The sequence below is a fragment of the Plantactinospora sp. DSM 117369 genome (assembly GCF_053764795.1).
On sequence record NZ_CM132446.1, the window covers coordinates 6532947 to 6547534 of the forward strand.

Below are 14588 nucleotides of genomic sequence, written 5' to 3' on the forward strand. Positions count from 1 at the left end.
TTACCCGGGCTGACGCGTTCGCTCCGCTCCGGCCGCTCCGGCACCTTCCGGCGCTTCGAGACCGGCGTGGAGGCTGATCGGGAACGGCCGACGGACGTCGAGGGCCGCCACGATCAGGCTCCAGGCCAGCGGGCGGGTGCCGTCGGCGATCGTTCGGGTGCGATCGGAGACCAGAACCTACGGCGACCCGGCTGAATTCGTACGCGAGGAGAAGCGGATGGCGATCGACAACGACAGGACCGTCGATGTGTTGCGTGGTCGTGGTCACCAGGTCAGGGCTGACTGGATCGACCGCGAACTGCCGAACCGGGTCGACGACGTCTGTCCCGCGGGCCCACTGCCGACCGGCCTGGACCCCGCCGTCCTGGCCGATCGCGCATCGCGGTGAGGGTGGCCATGCTGGGACCGGTGGCGTGGCGCACGCCCCCACACCATTACGGGCCGTGGGAGCAGGTGACCGGCCTGCTCGCCGATGGTCTGGTTGCCCGGGGTGTGGATGTGACGCTGTTCGCCACGTTGGACTCGGTCACCTCGGCCCGGTTGGACGGAGTGTGTCCGCGGGGGTACGCGGACGATCCGACCGTGGACGGGCGGGTGGCGGAGGCGATGCACGTCGCGCACGCGCTGGCGCGGTCCGCCGAGTTCGACCTGGTGCACAACCACCTCGACTGGCTGCCACTGGCCTTTGCCGCGCACTGCCACGCCCCGCTGGTCACCACCATCCACGGTTTCTCGGATTCGGGGATCCTGCCCGCGTACGCGAGGGCCGGGTCGGCCTACGTATCCATCTCCGACGCCGACCGGGTCGCCGCGCTCGACTATGTCGCCACCGTGTACCACGGAATCGATCTCGACGGGTTGCCGTTCGCGCCCGACGGGGGACCAGGACTGATCGTGTTCGGCCGGATCCACCCCGACAAGGGCACCCACGTCGCGATCGAGATCGCGCGGCGGGCCGGCCGGCCGCTGGCCATCTGCGGGATAGTCCAGGACGAGCGGTACTTCGCCGAAGAGGTGGCCCCGCACATCGACGGCGAGCGCGTCGTCTTCCACGGCCCGGTCGGCCCGCTTCGCCGCGGTGAACTCCTCGGCGCCAGTGCGGCGCTGCTGCACCCGATCGCCTTCGACGAGCCGTTCGGCCTGTCGGTGGTGGAGTCGATGGCGTGCGGCACACCGGTGGTGGCGTACCGGCGCGGAGCGATGCCGGAGGTCGTCGACGAGGGTGTGACGGGTTTCCTGGTGCACGCCGTCGAGCAGGCCGTCGCGGCCGTCGCACGGATCGCGACCATCGACCGGTTCGGCTGCCGGACCCGTGCCCGGCAGCGGTTCGACGCCGACCGCATGGTCGCCGACTACCTGCGCGTGTACCGCGACGTCGTCCGCTGACCGGATTGGTGCCGTCCGCTGACGGGTCGATGCTGATAGTGTCGACCCGCCGATGGCTTTTCGAGGGTCCGGCGTAGGTCCGCGATCGGCCAGACCCCGCGTGAGGCGGTGGCTCCCCGCGGACCCGTCCCGCCCGTCACACACGCTGGCCGGGTGGGCGCCACGATCGCGTGAGGTCCGTAGCCGCTCGCGCGGTTGCGGCCGACAACCGAAAGGCGCGGCAGATGGCCCGCAGCTACGGTTTTCTCAGCACCCATCCACCGACCCAGTGCGGATTGGCCACCTTCAACGCGGCCTTGGCCGCCCATCTCGCCGCGGACGGACCGCCGGACGGCGTTGTCCGCATCATCGCCGCCGGCGAGGAGCCCGCCGCTCCGGCAACGCGGACCACCGCGCACGCGGGACCGTTCGGCCCGGAGGTCGTGCATGACTGGTCGACGCGGACCGTCACCGGTTGGCGGGACGCCGCCGCGGCCCTCGACCGCTACGACATCGCCGTCGTCCAACACGAGTACGGCATCTACCCCGGACCCGACGGCGAGGATGTCCTGCCGCTGCTGCGCCGGCTCACGGTACCGAGCATCGTGGTCCTGCACACCGTGCTCGCGCATCCGACCGCCGGGCAGAAGGCGGTGCTGGAGCAACTCGTGGACGCGGCAACCGCGGTCGTCACCATGACCGACACCGCCCGCGACCGGTTGCTTGTCGGCTACACCGTCGAGGCCGGCAAGGTCACGGTGATCCCGCACGGCGCGGCCGAGCACACCGCACCGGCCGTCGAACCGCGCCAGCGCCCCCACCTGCTCACCTGGGGACTACTCGGCCCCGGTAAGGGAATCGAGTGGGCGTTGCGGGCCCTCGCCCGGCTCCGCGACCTCCGCCCGATGCCCAGCTACACGGTCGCGGGCCGGACCCACCCGAAGGTGCTCGAGCACGACGGCGAGGCGTACCGGGCGGACCTGCACCGCCTGGGCGCGATCCTGGGTGTCTCGCACGCCGTCGACTACCAGCCGGTCTACCACGAAGAGAGCGCGCTGAGCCGGTTGATCCGCTCCGCCGACGCCGTCGTGCTGCCCTACGACTCTCGCGAACAGGTCACCTCCGGCGTACTCGTCGCGGCGGTCGCCGCCGGAGTCCCCGTCGTCGCGACGCCCTTCCCGCACGCCGTCGAGCTGCTCACCGACGGCCCCGGTCTGCTTGTGCCCCACCGGGATCCGGCGGCACTGGCCGCCGCCATCCGGCGGATCCTGACCGAACCCGGTCTGGCCACCAGCCTCGCCGATCGCACCCGCACCAGGACGTCGACACTCCGATGGCCCGCGGTGGCGGCCCGCTACCACACCCTCGCCGAGCGGCTCCTCGCCGACAGAGTCCGCACCGGGGGCGCACCTGCCGTGACCGCCGCGCCGGCATGACCACACCCGCGTCCCGCGTGCCTGTGCCCGCGCCCAGTTTCGCGCACCTGGCCCGGCTGACCGACGACACCGGCCTGTTCGAACATGCCCGGAACGCCACCGTGCGCCGCGAGCACGGCTACTGCACCGACGACGTCGCCCGTGGACTGGTCGTCACCAGCCGCGAACCCGACCCGCCCGACGCCGTGCGGCAACTCGCCGAGTGCTACCTGACCTTCCTCACCCACGCCCAGGACGACAGCGGCGCCTTCCACAACCGGCTCGGTCACGATCGACGCTGGACCGACGAGCCCGGTCTCGGCGACTGGTGGGGGCGGGCGGTGTGGGGGCTGGGCACCGCCGCCGCGCGCAGCCGCGCCCCGTGGATCCGCGACGAGGCCCTCGTCGCCTTCACGCTCAGTGCCGGTCGGCGATCGCCCGCGCCGCACGCGATGGCCTTCGCCGGCCTCGGTGCCGCCGAGGTACTGCACGGACAGCCGGACAACCGGATCGCGGCCGACCTGCTGGTCGATGCCGCCCTCGCCGTCGGCGTCCCGACCGGTGACCCGGACTGGCCATGGCCGCAGCAGCGGCTGACCTACGCCAGCGCCGCTCTCGCGGAGGTCGTCATCGCCGCCGCTGACCTGCGCGGCGACACCAGGCTGCTCGCCGCTGGACTGCGGATGCTGGCCTGGCTCCGCGACATCCAGTTCGCCAATGGTGTGCTGTCGGTCATCCCGGTCGCCGGCTGGCAGCGCCATGCTCCACGAGCCCGGCACGACCAGCAGCCGATCGAGGTCGCCGCCCTCGCCGACGCGTGCGTCACCGCCGCCGCCGTCACGGGCGACTCCGTCTGGGGAACCGGGGTGGGCCAGGCCGTCGCCTGGTTCCTCGGCGCCAACGACGGCGGCACGGCCATGTGGGACCCGGCGACCGGCGGTGGCTACGACGGCCTCACCCCGGATGGCCCCAACCTCAACCAGGGCGCGGAATCGACCCTCGCGCTCATCTCCACCCTGCAGCACGGCCGGCGGTGGTCATGACCGTGCAGGCTGTGCAGCCACCAGTCCCGCCACGGACCCGGTCGGCAGCTTCCGGCTCGGACTGCCGGCGCAAGCCGACATGACCGGGCCGGACCTGGCCACCCGGCTGGACCTCACCCTCAACCCCGACCCGGCCCGGGTCGTCGTCAAACTCTTCGTCCCCGGCGAGGACGCGGCCCTGGTACGCACTCGCGCCTCCGCGATCATCGAACGCATCGCCCGGCTCGACGACGACGAAGCCACCCGGCTGCTCCAGCAGACCCTGCAGCGCTTCGGCGGCCGGCACCACGATCTGGAAACCACCTTCCGGCACCACCACGACCTTGTCCACCACCGAGTTCCCCGGACCAGCGAGCTGTCGCCCACGGCCCGCCTGCTCGTCGGCGCATACTTCAGCCACGAGTACGCCGTGGAGGCCGCCGCCCTGTGCAACCCGTCCATGGTGCCGCATCCGGATCAGACCGGCCTGGACCCCGACCAGTTACGTGTCGCGGTCAGCCTGCGGCAGATCGGCGAGGGACACCTGTCGTCGATCGGCTTCGCTACCGCCGTACTCGGACCCGGGCACCGCCTCACTGTCACCGACCGGTCAGGCCCGCTGGTCACCGGCCGTCGCATCAGCGCCCGTCACCGCAGGGACCTGCTCGCCGCCGGACTCGCCGAGGAAGGCTGGGACAACGAAGTCTCCGCCACCGTGCTGGGACGCCTGCCCGAACGTTTCGACGACCACACCTTCGAACAGGTGCTGACCAGCCTTCCCACCGACCTGCTCACCCGTACCACCAGCCAGCGCACCCTCGAGCAACTGCGCCGTACCGCCTCGGCCAGCTACGCCGTGACCTTTCCCGCCGACGTCCCGCTCCAACGACGGATCCTCTGGCCGGCCGCCCCCGCCGAGAACAACGGCATGGAGGACGCCCGCTTCGTCAGAATTACCGGCGACGACGGCGAACCGGCCTACCATGCCACCTACACCGCCTACGACGGCCGACGCGTCGCCGCGCGCATGCTCAGCAGCGACGATCTTCGCCACTTCCAGGTGACGCCGATGCGCGGGCCGGCGTCCCACAACAAGGGCATCGCACTGTTCCCCCGCCCGATCGGCGGCCGTCACCTCGCGCTGTGCCGCTCCGACGGCGAAACCATCGGCCTGACCCGCCTTGACAGAGCCAACCTGTGGCAGCCTCCGGTGCCGTTGCACGCTCCGCATCGCGGCTGGGAACTGATCCAGGTCGGCAACTGTGGATCGCCCATCGAAACCGAAGCCGGTTGGCTGGTACTCACCCACGGAGTCGGCCCGATGCGCCGGTACGCCATCGGCGCTCTCCTGCTCGACCTGCACCGGCCCGACCGGGTCCTCGCCGAACTACCCGGCGTACTCCTCGCTCCCGACGACACCGAACGCGACGGATACGTGCCCAACGTCGTCTACTCGTGTGGCGGCCTGCTGCACGCCGGCACCCTGTGGCTACCGTACGGGGCCAACGATGCCCGGGTCCGGTTCGCCGTCGTCTCCCTCACCGCCCTGATGGCGGCGATGGACGACGTACCCGCACGGTAGAGCGACGCGGGACAGCGGTTCCGGCATCACCTCGGCGACCGGGCCGCTCGAACCCGATACTCGGGTCCGGCGCCCCGGCATCGATGACACCTGCCTTCCGGTACCCGCGAAGCCACCAGCGTGGATCCTCGCGTCGAGGCTGACCCAGGACACGAAACCTCCTCCCTACCGTCGGTGAGTCTCCGGCGGTGACACCCCGCCTACGCTGGGATCGAAGGAGGCGTCCTGGCAGCTTATGATGTCGCTTGAGGGTATGCGGGCGGTGGAGAATCGACGCCGATGCGGGTCGACGATGCTCCGATCGTCGACCGGATCCGGCATCCCGTGACGACCGACCCGGCGGTGGGATTGGCGCGCCGCGTCGAGGGGCCGCAACGAGCGACCCTGTTGGAACTGTTCCTCGATCTGGTGTTCGTCGCCGCGCTCGCCCTGACCTCGCAGAAGCTGGCCACCGACATGACCTGGGCCGGCGTCTTCCAGACCCTGCTACTGCTGCTGGCGATCTGGTGGGTCTGGTCGATCACCGCCCTGACCACCGACCTCTACCTGCCGCAGCGGCCACCGATCTTCCTGATGACCATCTCGGTCATGTTCGGCACCATGCTGATGGTCGCCGCGCTGCCCGCGGCGTTCAGCCGTGACGGATTGGTCTTCGCGGGCGGGTACGTGGCCATCCACCTTGGCCGCAGCCTCTTCCTGACTCCCGCGCTGCGGAGTCGGCAGGCACGTCGGCACGCCGCGCGGTTCCTGTTCTGGTTCTCCGTCTCGGCCGTGCCATGGCTGTTCGGAGCCATCGTGACGGGCACCGCGCGTGGCGCGCTGTGGACGGCAGCACTCGCCCTGGACTACGGGGCGGCCTGGCTCCGCTACCCCACCCCCTGGCTCGGGCGGGTCCCCAGGTCGCAGTACAGAATCGCGGCCGAACACCTGGCCGAGCGCTACCAGCAGTTCTTCACCCTCGCGCTCGGCGATCTCATCCTGGTCACCACCCTCACGTACGCCGGCTCCGGGTTCGCGGTCGACCGAACCGCCGCTTTCGTGGTCGCGTTCGCCACCACGGTGCTGCTGTGGCAGATCTACGTCCAACGCGCCGGAGCCCTGCTCCAGGCCGCCATCGAGTCCTCCCGTGACCCGGGGCGGCTCATGCGGTCGGCCCCCTACACCCACCTGTTCATGGTGGCCGGCGTGGTCGCCTCCGCCGCCGGAGCCGAATCCGTCATCCGTCATCCCACCGGAGACACCACTTTCGGGCTCGTCGGCGTCGTTCTCGGCGGTCCCGCGTTGTTCCTGGCCGGCCGAGCCCGATTCGAGTACGAGGTATTCAGCCGGATATCCCCATCCCGACTGATCGCGCTACTCGTGCTCGCCGTCGCCGCACCCGCGATGATGCATGTACCACCGCTGGGAGTCGCCATTGTCGGTACCCTCGTCCTGGCCGGGATCGCCGCCACAGACCTCTTTCGCGCCCACGGTCGCCCACCCGAAGCGCCATCCCCCGCCCTCTAGGAAGCATGAAGCGGCCGGCTCCAGTTCCGCCTGGTAGTCGATCTCGTGGATCATCCTGTCGGGTGCCAAAACTAGATTCCGGCTGCTGAGCTGCGGTTTCGAGGATTCGTTCAGGCGGCCCGGTGGTACTAGTGGGTGCCGTTGACGGCGTCGAGCGCGGTTGGCGGCCGTCCGGCATGGGGTCGGCGGCGGTGATCGTGTACTCGCCGGCGCGGGTGCCGACCCGACCCGTTGACGTTGATCTTCTCGGTCATCGGGGAGGCCGCGCCGTACATCGACCGGGCGAACCCGGCGATGTCGGCCGGCGTACCGAGTCCCGGCCGGCGAACTGGTTGCTGGGTACGCCGAGCACGCTCGGGCCACGATCGGCGTACGCCTGGTGCAGCGACTACCGCCCGGCGTACTACGGGATCGGCCCGCTCAGCCATGACCTGATCGGTTGCTCGGCCGCCCGACGCCCCCACTTCGCCCGGACAGCTCCGGGCCGGGCCCGATCACGCGCTGGCTACCGGTCGGGTGGCGCACCGGCACCGTTACCGCATCCTCGCCGGCACCGACGGCCGCGCACCGACCGTATCCTTGCTCGGTGGGTGCCAACGACTTCCGGCTCGGAGTGGACTTCGGCACGTCCAACACGATGGCGGTACTGCGTTGGCCGGACGGTCGGGTCAGACCGCTGCTCTTCGACGGCTCACCGCTGCTGACCTCCGCTGTCTTCGTCGGTCCCGACGGGCAGATCGCGGTTGGCCGTGCCGCCGTACACGCCGCCCGGACGCAGCCGGAGCGCTTCGAGCCCTACCCGAAACGCTGCATCGACGACGGCGCGGTGCTGCTCGGCCCCGCGGGATCGTCGACGGTGCCGGTCGTGGAGTTGATCGCCGCGGTGCTGCGGCGGGTGGCCGAGGAGGCGACGCGGACAGCCGGCCATTCGGTCCGGCACGCCGTGTTGACCTGCCCGGCCGCCTGGGCCCAGACTCGCCGAAACAGCCTGCTGGCTGCGGCGCACTCCGTCTTTCCGGATGTTTCCCTGGTGCCGGAGCCGGTCGCCGCCGCCAGTCACTTCGTCGCGGTGCGCGGTGGCGCCGTACCGGTCGGCTCGTCCTTGCTGATCTACGACCTGGGCGCGGGCACCTTCGACACCTCGCTGGTGCGTCGTACGGCTGACGGCTTCGAGGTGCTCGCCGCCGACGGGCTCACCGACGCCGGCGGACTGGACGTCGACGCCGCGATGGTCGCCTTCCTCGGCACCATCTACGCCGGCCGGAACGCGGCGGCCTGGGAGCGGTTGAACCATCCGGTCGACGGGGCGGACCGTCGGCTGAGCCGGGCGCTCTGGGACGACGTGCGGACCGGCAAGGAGCTGCTGTCCAACTCCGCGAACGTGGCCGTGCACGTGCCGCTGTTCAGCGATGACGTACCGTTCGGCCGCGAGCAGGTGGAAGACCTCGCCCAACCGATCATCGCCCGTACGGTCGCCGTCGTCCGGGCCATGTTGCGCGCCGCCGGGGTTGACGCCGCCCGGCTCTCCGGGGTGTACCTGGTCGGTGGCGGCAGCCGGCTCCCGCTGGTCGGCACGATGCTGCACCGCGCCCTGCGGATCGCTCCGACCACCGTGGAGCAGCCGGAACTGGTCGTGGCCGAGGGCAGCCTGCACGCGGACCGGTTGGCTACGAAGCAGCCTCCGGTTGCGGTGGCGCCGGCTCGCCCCGCGATGCCACCGGCCCCGGCCGGCCGGCCCCCGGCGAGGCAACCGGCACCGAACGGTCCGGTCGTGGCGCCCACCCGAAACCGCTCCCGGAGAGGAGCCACAGTGGGTGTCGCCGCGATCATGGTGGTGACGCTACTGAGCGGGCAGCTCGTCGCGGACAAGCTTGGCGGCTCGTCCGGGGAGAACGGTGGCGGCGACGACCCGGGACGGTACGCCCCCGCCTCCGCGGCAACGCCCATCGACGACTGCCTTGTCGGGACTTGGCGGGTGACCAACCAGGTCGCCATCGAGTCGGTCGATCTCGACGACGACGGCGGCAAAGAGGATGTCGAGTTCACCGGATCGGGTGCCATCCACCGGTATTGGTCAGACGGCAGAACCATGCTCGAGTACGGCGACGGGACCAGCCTCACCGCCCGCCGAGGCGGTCACGAGTACGAGATCGTCCTCACCGGCCGGGTCACCTCGATGATAACGACCAGCGGCGGCAAGATCATTAGTGCTCAGTCCGATGCGGACGGTACGAGGATCACCAAGGCCGACGGGTCGGAGATCGACCGGACGGCCATGCCGGAGGATTCGGGCTCCAACTCATCGAACTACCAGTGCTCGGACGGCTTGCTGAACAGGAGCGGGTCGGGTTGGCAGAGCACATCGGAGCAGATCAGCCGGGACCCTGACGCCGCAGCCTGACCAAGTCCTGCGCCCGCGCTTCCAGTCCAGGTACCCCTCGATGAGGCGCCCATCATCCGGTCCGATCCTGCCGCAACCCGCGGAGCCCGGATGGACCGGCACGCGGCGACCCGCCGGCTCAAGCACCTCGCCGCTCCGGCTGCCCCAGGGCCGCCGGCGGGTTACTGAAAGGACACCGGCAGAGCCCTGAGGCAACAACTCATCTCACTGAACCTTTTCAACCTGGACCGCGCGGCGCTTACGCACCGCGTCCGACCTTGCGGTCCATCGGACCGCAAGGGGGAGGTTGAAAAGGTCCACTCGTTAACCGGCTTCTCAACTCCGCGCAGTAGGGTCTCGGAATCTGTTGCTAATCCAGCGAGGATACTGATTTGTTGCGGCTGAATCTTGTCGGGCCGCTGGCGTCAATCGATGAGCAGTACCTCGGTGAGATCCCGCAGCATCTCCTCGTCGTTGTCGACACCTCCGAACCGGCCACCCCGCCCGGGGCGGGCGAGCTCAGCGCGGATATGCGGCAATGCCGGTGCAGCGGCCGAGCCCATCCGTTTCAGGCAGGCCGCGACGTGGTTGCCCGTCGCTGGGTTCTGCCGCCATGCCTGTAGCAGGGTGTTCAGCACGACTGGGGTTTCCGGCTCGCCCTCGATGTCCCAGATCGCTGCGGCGGCGTACACACGGTTCCACTCGTAGCGGTCCGCCAACAGTTCGCGCAGGCGGGGAAGCGCAGCCGCAGCAGGCGGACCGATCTGGCCGAGCACCTCGGCCGCCTCCCGAAGCGCGAAGGTGTCGAGCAGCGCAAGAGAGAGCGGCAGGACCTCGTCGCGGTCGCCGCCGACCGCCCAGAGCGTGCTGACAGCCTCGGACCTGGTCCACGTATCGTCGACAGCGACCAACGACCTGATCGCGGCGAGCGCGGGTGCCGCCGCCGGACCGGACGCCCGCAGCGCCGTCAGAGCGGCTTTCACCACGTCCCAGTTCTGCCGCTCGGCGGCGGCGACGAGCGTCTCGGTGATTGTCGGCAGTGCGCTGGAGTCGCCGAGCTTGGCTAGAGCGGACAGGATGCCACGTGGGTTGGACGGCCACTCCTTGGACAGGTCTGCGCTGCTCAGCCGGTCATGCAGGCGGGGTACCAACTGATCCGCGGCCTGCGGCAGCGCTCCCGCCACTTGGACGGCGAGCCAGGCGTCGACGTCGCTGTCCAGCGCCATCAGCAGGCTGGGAAGTGCCCGTACGTCCCCGAGCCGAGCCAAAGCCACGGCCGTCTTCTGGTGCAGCCGGCGCAGATGCCGTCGCGGAGTGGCCCACCCGTCCGGCCCATAGCCGGTGAGTAGGGCGGCCAGGGTTTCCCGGGCTGGCTCTGCGATCGCGTAGTGCTTCTCCAGCAGCGTTGCCGCTTCGGCAGCGACTTCCAGGTTGCTTCCGCCGAGTTGGGCGGCGACCAGCCGGATCAGGGCACTGTGGTCACCACGCCAGGCTCCGACGAGATCGCTTGCCATCCGGATCGCGTCCAGCCGGGCGCCGGGATAAGGACTGCGGAGTTGCTCGACCAGCAGGTCGGTGCGCTGCGGAACCCGTGCATTCAGCAGTGCGTGCAGCGTTCGCAACAGGTCTGTGGTCAGTGCGTGCCGCCGGTCGATGCGCTCCAGATCCTCGAACGCGGCGGCGACGAACGGCGGCACATCCTCGGCCGGCGGCGCGACGGGCGGCGGCTCTGGCCACGGCTGCTCCGGCGGTGCGGCGTCGGCGATCTCGCGCAACAGCCCGATTACGGCCGGTACGAGATCGTCGCTGATCGCATCCGGAGCGCACCGGGCCTGGTGGATCAACGCGGCGAGCCGGAACTCTGGTTCACCGGCCGGATCCGCAGCCAGGCCGGCGAGCCACGCTCTCGCGGCCGGGACGATCACCGGAAGCCGTTGGGCCAACGTGACCGTCGTCTGCGTCACCAAAAGGCGTTCGAGCAAGCAGAATTCCATCGCTGACCGGTCTTGAAGCAGGTCGAAGGCCCGGCTGGCATCGTCGAGGAGCAGGCCAAGGCCGGGAATGGCGGCCTGGCGCACCCGGCAGGTGGCATCCCCGGCAAGGTCAACGAACGCCTCTGCGTGTGCCCGCAGGAACGCCGCAGCGCCTGCGAAGTCCGCGTCGACATAGTCGATCTCGCATCGCTCGACCGCCTCCTCGGCGATGCTGAGCAGCAGCGCGACGATCCTGTCACGGTCTGGTGTGGCCGGATCAACGGCAAGCTCGAGCAGGAACGGCAGGCTCGCCGTGGTGCTCGGGTAGACGTCACCTTGGTGGTGAACCTTGCCGTAGAAGTCACTGAGTGCCTGGCCCCGTTCCTTGGCATCCGGAGAGCGCAGTGCTTCCAGTAGCGCCGGCACCTCTTCGGCTGAACCGTAGGCATGATGCATCGAGGCCCAGTCGACATCGCGAAGTCCGCTGAACATGCGCGGCACTATGCCCGGACCCACCGACATTTACGGCGAGTCGGCCAACGCCGGAGCTGCCCAGCGACGACCTCTCACAGCCGCGATCCCGGCCGCGCTGACGCCAAGACCACGTGCACGGATCTGCCGCCTTCCGCTCGGACCCGCCAGCGCCGCCGTAACCGAGCGTTGCCGGGTCGATCGACGTGCAACAGCGTGGGAAGCCAGCGAATCACCCCACGGTAATCGCGGGCCGGCAAGGGTCACTTCCTTTACGAGATCCTCGACAGCTACCTGCTGGCGATGGGCTATACCGGCCCCGCGAGCGGAAGAACCGATCCCGAGGAAGCGCAGGATGATACTGAGACGGCAGACTAGAGCGCGTCTGACGGATCATGGTGACTTGCGGTCGCGTTTCGCTCGGAGCCAGACGAGGATCGAGGCGATGGTGACCGTTGCCTCGTAACGACTTTTCAACTTGTCGTAGCGGGTCGCGACCGCCCGGAACTGCTTGAGTCGGTTGAAGGCGCGCTCGACCTGGTTCCGGTCCTTGTACCGTTCCGTGTTGAAGTTCGGAGGCCGGCCGCCCCGGGAACCCTTACGGGCGCGGCTGGCTCGCACATCCTCCCGCTCCGGGATCGTGTGCGGGATACCCCTGGCGCGTAGCGACCGCCGGTTGGCCTTGGAACCGTACGCTTTGTCGGCGGTGATGTGATCCAACTTCTTGCGGTGTCGCCCCACGCCGCCGGGTCTGGGCACCGCGACCGCGTCGACCAGCGCCACCAGTTCCCTGGTGTCGGCCGCCTGGCCGGGCGTGACCCGCTTGACCAGGGCCCGGCCCCGGCCTTCGGCCAGCAGGTGCACCTTGGTGGTCAGCCCGCCTCGTGACCTGCCGAGACCTTGGACCGTGCGGGAATCCTGCGCGGTGAGCCCCCTTTGCGAGCGCCAGCGGCGTGTTGGTGGGCGCGAACGATGGTGGAATCGATCTGCCCGCGCCAGTCCAGGTCACCAGCGGCGTCGGCCTCGGCCTGCAGGTGTTGCAGGATCCGGTCCCAGGTGCCGTCGGCTTCCCACTGCGCGAACCGGTGGTAGTAGGGGCCGTACCGGTCCGGGACCTGGTGCCACTTCGCGCCGTTGTCGATCCGCCACAGGATCCCGTTGATCACCTGACGGTGATCCCGCCACCTACCACCCCGTTGGGGCGCCAGGGAAGGCAGCAACGGCTCCAGCCGAGCCCACTCGTCATCAGTCAGATCACCAGCCACGCCCAGCACAACGACCGAGAAGATCCGTCAGATGCGCTCTAGCGGACGGCTGAGTCGAGCTGCCCGACACGTCCAGTGAACCTTTTTCCACCTCCCCTTGCGGTCCGGCGGACCGCAAGGTCGGACGCGGTGCGTGAGCGCCGCGCGGTCCAGGTTGAGGTTCAGTCTGTTGGATGCACGCTCGTGCCGATGTGAGGCGCCTACGTGGTTGCGGGCAGTGGCTTCCTGCTACCCGGAAGGTCTGTCGTCCGTCAGGCGCCCTATAGGCGATAGATAGCATTTCAGGCGAGGAGCTTCTCCGTGAGGTCCATCAAGCGTTCGGCTTTCTTCGGGTCGAGCGTGGTGAAGCTGGGCGAAAGTCGCTTGTTCCGGTCAACGGCGGTCAGCGGCGCGGCTGGCGGCGCGTCGAGAAAGTGGTGAATCGGGGCCACCGCGTCCGCGACGGGGCGGGCCGCCACCGACACCGCCGCCAGCAGCCCGCGGACGATCATCGGGAACTGGCTACGGTCACCGCTTTTGGTAAAGCCGGGATGGTAGAGCACGTATCGGGCGCGGCTGCCGGACTGCTGGGCGAAGGCCACGCCGAGCAGGTCGTTGGCTCGACCGGCCTGTAGTTGTGCGGTGATGACCGAGTAGCCCGACACCAGCTGCGGGTCGGCCCAGCGCACCCCGCCTCTGGTGACACCAACCCCTGCGATGTTCACGATCACCGGCGAGGTAGCCCGGTCCAGAGCGGGACGCAGGCCGAAGCTGAGCAGATAGCGACTCAGGTAGTAGAGCGCGAACGTGCGCTCCAAACCCTCGGCGGTCACGATCCGACGCGGCGCCACAGCATTGGCGAACAGCGTCAGCGCGTCCACGACGTGGTACTCGGTGAGGATGTGCTCGACGACCTGCCGCGTCTGGGCCACGCTGGAGAGGTCGACGGGAAGGAAGGCGACGGAGCCACCCGCCAGCGCCTCGCCGCGTTCGCGGTTGCGACCGAGCACCAGGACCCGGTCACCGCGTTCGGCCCGCCCGAGGGCGAACGCGCGTCCCATTCCGTTGGTGCCGCCACTGACCACTACGACTCCCATGTCGCCTCCAGTACCGTTCTCCACTGACCGTGCTCATCCTGGGCAGATGATCGGCGGAGGCGAAAGAAGGCACTTTCATGGCCACAAGGAACACCGGTGTGCGTGCCGCGCTGGACAGCCACCGGTTGCCGAACCCCATTCCGATCGGCGAGTACGAGTGCTGTCCGGTCACAGACGTGCTGCGGGCAGTCAGCGACAAATGGGCGCTGTTGCTGATCACCCTGCTCGGTCACCAGCCGTACCGGTTCAACGAGCTACATCGGGCGGTGGAGGGCATCAGCCAGCGGATGCTCACCCGAACGCTGCGCACGTTGGAGAGCGACGGCCTGGTCGAGCGGAAACGGTTTTCCACATCGCCGCCGAGTGTCGAGTACCGGCTGACGCCACTCGGCGTCAGCCTGCTACAGCCGCTCTCCGCCCTGGCCAACTGGGCGGTCGACCACCACGCCGAGATCACTGCGGCACGTCGGCGACCCACCTGAGAACCGCCCGACACGCGCATGTGCCCCGGACCGTGCGCGCTGGGGCCCCGG

At 69.6% G+C, this 14588-nt stretch carries 11 protein-coding genes; 8 read left to right on the top strand and 3 right to left on the bottom strand.

Annotation, left to right across the window (positions count from 1 at the left end; translation table 11 throughout):
* The first annotated feature begins 217 nt into the window (after nt 1-217).
* From ACSMXO_RS27825 to ACSMXO_RS27855, 7 genes are all read left to right on the top strand, one after another.
* Nucleotides 218-388 (top strand): hypothetical protein, encoded by a 171-nt coding sequence (locus tag ACSMXO_RS27825; protein ID WP_455414455.1) that lies wholly within the window; start codon nt 218-220, stop codon nt 386-388.
* Nucleotides 385-1386: a glycosyltransferase family 4 protein gene (locus ACSMXO_RS27830; RefSeq protein ID WP_455414456.1), complete on the top strand. Its 1002-nt coding sequence runs from the start codon at nt 385-387 to the stop codon at nt 1384-1386. Before ACSMXO_RS27825 ends, ACSMXO_RS27830 begins: the two co-directional genes overlap by 4 nt.
* A gap of 224 nt (nt 1387-1610) precedes the next feature.
* A complete protein-coding gene (locus tag ACSMXO_RS27835) occupies nt 1611-2801 on the top strand; it encodes a glycosyltransferase (RefSeq protein ID WP_455414457.1) in 1191 nt (396 codons plus the stop codon).
* Nucleotides 2798-3823 carry a glycosyltransferase gene (locus tag ACSMXO_RS27840; RefSeq protein ID WP_346258388.1) on the top strand — a complete coding sequence of 342 codons (1026 nt, stop codon included), beginning with the start codon at nt 2798-2800 and terminating at the stop codon, nt 3821-3823. The genes ACSMXO_RS27835 and ACSMXO_RS27840 overlap by 4 nt, the downstream gene beginning before the upstream one ends.
* Before the next feature lie 79 nt (nt 3824-3902).
* Nucleotides 3903-5384, top strand: a complete 1482-nt coding sequence (locus tag ACSMXO_RS27845) for a glycoside hydrolase family 130 protein (RefSeq protein ID WP_455414458.1) — start codon at nt 3903-3905, stop codon at nt 5382-5384.
* Between the two features lie 279 nt (nt 5385-5663).
* On the top strand, nt 5664-6890 hold the full coding sequence (locus tag ACSMXO_RS27850; RefSeq protein ID WP_455414459.1) for a low temperature requirement protein A: 1227 nt from the start codon (nt 5664-5666) through the stop codon (nt 6888-6890).
* 586 nt (nt 6891-7476) lie between these two features.
* On the top strand, nt 7477-9291 hold the full coding sequence (locus tag ACSMXO_RS27855) for an Hsp70 family protein (RefSeq protein WP_455414460.1): 1815 nt from the start codon (nt 7477-7479) through the stop codon (nt 9289-9291).
* A gap of 404 nt (nt 9292-9695) precedes the next feature.
* Here the strand turns inward: ACSMXO_RS27855 and ACSMXO_RS27860 are convergent, their stop codons facing one another.
* The 3 genes from ACSMXO_RS27860 to ACSMXO_RS27870 form a co-directional block, all read right to left on the bottom strand.
* Nucleotides 9696-11735, bottom strand: a complete 2040-nt coding sequence (locus tag ACSMXO_RS27860) for a hypothetical protein (protein WP_455414461.1) — start codon at nt 11733-11735, stop codon at nt 9696-9698.
* Nucleotides 11736-12107: 372 nt separating this feature from the next.
* Nucleotides 12108-12979, bottom strand: a protein-coding gene (locus ACSMXO_RS27865) for an IS5 family transposase (protein ID WP_455414462.1) whose coding sequence is annotated in 2 segments (ribosomal slippage) — nt 12108-12629 and nt 12632-12979 — 870 coding nt in all. Because the reading frame shifts where the segments join, the coding sequence is not laid out codon by codon here.
* A 281-nt stretch (nt 12980-13260) separates the two neighbouring features.
* Nucleotides 13261-14055: an SDR family NAD(P)-dependent oxidoreductase gene (locus ACSMXO_RS27870; protein ID WP_455414463.1), complete on the bottom strand. Its 795-nt coding sequence runs from the start codon at nt 14053-14055 to the stop codon at nt 13261-13263.
* Between the two features lie 77 nt (nt 14056-14132).
* Here ACSMXO_RS27870 and ACSMXO_RS27875 point away from each other — a divergent pair, with 77 nt between their 5' ends.
* Complete coding sequence (locus ACSMXO_RS27875) at nt 14133-14537, top strand: winged helix-turn-helix transcriptional regulator (RefSeq protein ID WP_455414464.1); 405 nt, start codon at nt 14133-14135, stop codon at nt 14535-14537.
* Nucleotides 14538-14588 lie beyond the last annotated feature (51 nt).

Coding starts and splice junctions, on each gene's coding strand:
- ACSMXO_RS27825 (WP_455414455.1), top strand. CDS start 218: ATGGCGATCGACAACGACAGGACCGTCGATGTGTTGCGTGGTCGTGGT.
- ACSMXO_RS27835 (WP_455414457.1), top strand. CDS start 1,611: ATGGCCCGCAGCTACGGTTTTCTCAGCACCCATCCACCGACCCAGTGC.
- ACSMXO_RS27840 (WP_346258388.1), top strand. CDS start 2,798: ATGACCACACCCGCGTCCCGCGTGCCTGTGCCCGCGCCCAGTTTCGCG.
- ACSMXO_RS27845 (WP_455414458.1), top strand. CDS start 3,903: ATGACCGGGCCGGACCTGGCCACCCGGCTGGACCTCACCCTCAACCCC.
- ACSMXO_RS27850 (WP_455414459.1), top strand. CDS start 5,664: ATGCGGGTCGACGATGCTCCGATCGTCGACCGGATCCGGCATCCCGTG.
- ACSMXO_RS27860 (WP_455414461.1), bottom strand. CDS start 11,735: ATGTTCAGCGGACTTCGCGATGTCGACTGGGCCTCGATGCATCATGCC.
- ACSMXO_RS27870 (WP_455414463.1), bottom strand. CDS start 14,055: ATGGGAGTCGTAGTGGTCAGTGGCGGCACCAACGGAATGGGACGCGCG.
- ACSMXO_RS27875 (WP_455414464.1), top strand. CDS start 14,133: ATGGCCACAAGGAACACCGGTGTGCGTGCCGCGCTGGACAGCCACCGG.